This is a genomic window from Herbaspirillum lusitanum P6-12, assembly GCF_000256565.1.
Taxonomy (GTDB): domain Bacteria; phylum Pseudomonadota; class Gammaproteobacteria; order Burkholderiales; family Burkholderiaceae_D; genus Herbaspirillum; species Herbaspirillum lusitanum.
In genome coordinates this window covers 1-3,413 of record NZ_AJHH01000817.1, presented here as the reverse complement: position 1 = coordinate 3,413, position 3,413 = coordinate 1, and the positions used below count along the sequence as shown (strand labels likewise).

Annotated in this window: 3 protein-coding genes; all 3 read right to left on the bottom strand. The window is 64.5% G+C overall.

All coding sequences use genetic code 11. From position 1 onward, the window contains the following. The coding region (locus HLUSI_RS0126155; RefSeq protein ID WP_016836735.1) for a CusA/CzcA family heavy metal efflux RND transporter at window positions 1-1,225 on the bottom strand (1,225 nt) is incomplete at its 3' end. A 53-nt stretch (window positions 1,226-1,278) separates the two neighbouring features. Then, window positions 1,279-2,475: an efflux RND transporter periplasmic adaptor subunit gene (locus tag HLUSI_RS0126150; RefSeq protein ID WP_016836734.1), complete on the bottom strand. Its 1,197-nt coding sequence runs from the start codon at window positions 2,473-2,475 to the stop codon at window positions 1,279-1,281. 12 nt (window positions 2,476-2,487) lie between these two features. Next, window positions 2,488-3,413: TolC family protein (locus HLUSI_RS0126145; protein ID WP_016836733.1), on the bottom strand; the 926-nt coding region annotated here is incomplete at its 5' end.

Sequence of the window (3,413 nt, the reverse complement as noted above, 5' to 3'; positions counted from 1 at the left end):
AGGCGATGATGATGCCGAAGTCGAGCGCGCCCAGGCTCAGCAGGTTGGCGCTGACGTGGTTGGACACCATGCCGGTGAAGGTGAACAGCATCGCCAGCGGAATCACCATCGCCGTGATTACCGCCGCGCGGATGTTGCCGAGGAACAGGAACAGCACCGCGATCACCAGCACCGCGCCTTCGATGAGGTTTTTCTTGACGGTGTTGATGGCCTTGTCGACCAGCACCGTGCGGTCGTACACGGTGACGGCCTGCACGCCCTCGGGCAGGGAGCGGTTGATCTCGGCCATCTTCATGTCGACCGCTTGCGAGACCGTGCGGCTGTTCTGGCCGATCAGCATGAAGACGGTGCCGAGCACGACTTCGCGGCCGTTCTCGGTGGCGGCGCCGGTGCGCAGTTCGCGGCCGATGCCGACTTCGGCGACGTCGCGGATGCGGATCGCCACGCCTTGCACGTTGCCGAGGATGATGTTGCGGATGTCGTCGAGCGAGGCCACCTGACCCGGTGCGCGGATCAGGTACTGCTCGCCGCGCTTCTCGATGTAGCCGGCGCCGACGTTGGCGTTGTTGCGTTCCAGTGCGGCGGCGACGTTCTGCAGCGTCAGGCCATAGGAGGCGAGCTTGGCCGGCGAGGGGGCGACATGATATTCCTTGGCGTAGCCGCCGATGGAATTGATCTCGGTCACGCCCGGCACATTGCGCAGTTGCGGCTTGATGATCCAGTCCTGGATTTCACGCAGGTCGGCGGGCGAGTATGGCGCGCCGTCGGCGTTCTTGGCGCCCTCCTTGGCTTCGACCGTCCACAGGTAGATTTCGCCGAGGCCGGTCGAGATCGGCCCCATGGCGGGATCGATGCCGGACGGCAGCTTGCTGCGCGCCTCCTGGATGCGTTCATTGACCAGCTGGCGCGCAAAGTAGATATCCGTGCCGTCCTTGAAGATCACCGTCACCTGCGACAGGCCGTAGCGCGACAGCGAGCGCGTCTGTTCCAGGTTGGGCAGGCCGGACATGACGGTCTCGATCGGGAAGCTGATGCGCTGCTCGGTTTCTAGCGGCGAGTAGCCGGGCGCGGAGGTGTTGATCTGCACCTGGACGTTGGTGATGTCGGGTACGGCGTCGATGGGCAGCTTCTGGTAGCTGTAGACGCCATAGGCCGCCATGCCGAAGACGGCCAGCATGACCAGCCATCGATGCTCGATGGCGAAGCGGATGATGCGTTCAAACATGGGAGTGTCCTTCTCGCTTGGAGTGGGAGGTACGGTCGCTATTCAGCAGATTTTTAATGCGCATGTTCGGCGCTCCCCTTGCCCAGTTCAGCCTTGATGACGAAGCTGCCTGCGGCGGCGTAGACGTCACCCGCGCTAAGGCCCTTGAGAATTTCGACGCGCTTGCCGTCGGTGCGGCCCAACGTTACTTCCTGTTTCCTGAAGCCATCGGCGACACGCACGAAGACCACCTGTTTCTGCTCAACTGATTGCACTGCATCAGCGGCGACGGCGAGCGCGACGTCGGTTTCCTGCGCCAGTACGTCGACGTTGACGAACAGGCCGGGACGCCACACGTTGCCGGGATTGGGCAGGACTACGTGGGCCTTGGCGGTGCGCGTCTGTTCGCCCAGCAAGGCGCCGACGTAGGCGATTTTTCCGCTGGCGCTGGAGGCGAATGCGGTGGCATTGACGGTGACGCTTTCACCCACGCGCACGGCGCTCATGTCGCGGGCGGCGACGGTGATTTCAGCCCACACGCTGGAGAGGTCGGAAATGATGAAGATGCCGGCGTCTTCCTTCACGGCCTCACCGAGCGCGAGATGCTTCTCCACGACGATGCCGTCGAAGGGAGCGCGGATCTCGTAGCGGTTCAGTCCCGAGGACGCTGCGCCTGCGCCTATGGCGGCCAGCTTCTGCTGTGCGTTGCGCACGGCGATCTGGGCTTCCTTCAACGCTTGTCCGGCTTGCAGATAGTCCTGCTCGGCGGAGATCTTTTCCTGCCACAAGGTCTTTTCACGCGCATGCGTCGATTGCGCCAGGGTCAGTCGCTGCTGCGCGTTCAGCAACTCGCTGCGTTGTTCCGACACCGTGCTGCTGCTGACGACGGCGAGCACTTGTCCCTTCTTCACCTGCTGGCCGAGATTGGCGCTGACCGATTCGACCACGCCGTTGACCTTCGGCACCACGTGCGCGGTGCGGTCCTGATTGAAGCGGATTTCGCCGGGCAGTTGCAGGCTGGTGCGGATGCGACCGGGCGCGGCGGTGTCGAGGACGATGCCGGCGGTCTTCAGTTGCTGTTCGCTGAAGGCGATCTTGCCGTCTTCAGCGTGATCCTTTTCAGCGTGACCCTTTTCGTCGTGGTCATCGTCTTTGTGATCGTCATGGTCGTCTTTGGCTTCCTTGTGATCATCCGTGGCCGTTTTCTCCGCGGCATGGGCGTCGGCCGGTGCGGATTTGCCGGCGATGGTGAATTTCTGTTTCTTGGTCATGATGGCGTCCGGTTATTGGTTGGGGCCGGCGGAACCGAGCAGGCGCTCAAGTTCGGCCGAGGCAAGATGGGCGTCGGAGATCGCGCGCAGGTATTGCGAGCGCGCCTGGAACAAGGTGCGCTGGGCATCGAGCACTTCCAGGAAATTGAACTTGCCGAGTTCGAAGCCCTTGCCGGCGGCGGCATAGGCGCTCTGCGCACCGGGAAGGATGTCGCTTTGCAGGACGGCGACTTCGGCATGGGCGTTGCGCAGCTTTTCATACGCCTGCGCGATGTCGGTGCGCACGCGCGTCTCGGCGGCGGCCAGTTCGTCGCGCGCCTTGTCGGTGCGGCGCAAGGCTTCTTCCAGGTTGCCGCGATTGCTGTCGAGGAAAGGCAGCGGCATCGACACGCCGACCACCCACATGCTGCGGCCGGCTTCTTCGTCGCGCTTCCGGCCGAGGCTCAGCGTGGCGTCGGGAATGCGCTTGCTGCTCTCGATCTTGCTCAAGGCCTGGCGGCGTTCCACTTCGAGCCGGGCCAGCCGTAGTTGCGGTGCATCGGTACTGCGCTCTGCAATGTCGGCGATGGCCGGCAATGGCGGCAATTGCCCGGCGACGCCTTCGGCCAGCGTGAAGCGCGGCTGGGCCTTGCCCCACAGGCCGGCAAGTCGGCGGCGCGCCAGATCGAGTTCGCCCTCGGCCTGGCCCAGTTCGAGCCGTGCAGAGGCAGCGGCGACACGCGCCCGGGTTTCTTCCACCGGCGAGATCTTGCCGGCAGTGACGCGACGACCGGTGGCGTCGGCGGCGCTGCGGGCGAGCTCGGCGGATTCCTGCGCCAGGCGTCGGCGCTCTTGCGCGGTCAGTACGGCGAAGAACGCAGACGTGGCGGCGATGCGGATGTCATCGCGCCTGATCGCCAGCTCCATGCGGGCAGCCTCGCGTGAACGCTCGGCGGGTA

What these genes read in the sequence shown, in the direction of transcription:
- HLUSI_RS0126150 (WP_016836734.1), bottom strand. Translation starts at nt 2,475, where the DNA reads ATGACCAAGAAACAGAAATTCACCATCGCCGGCAAATCCGCACCGGCC.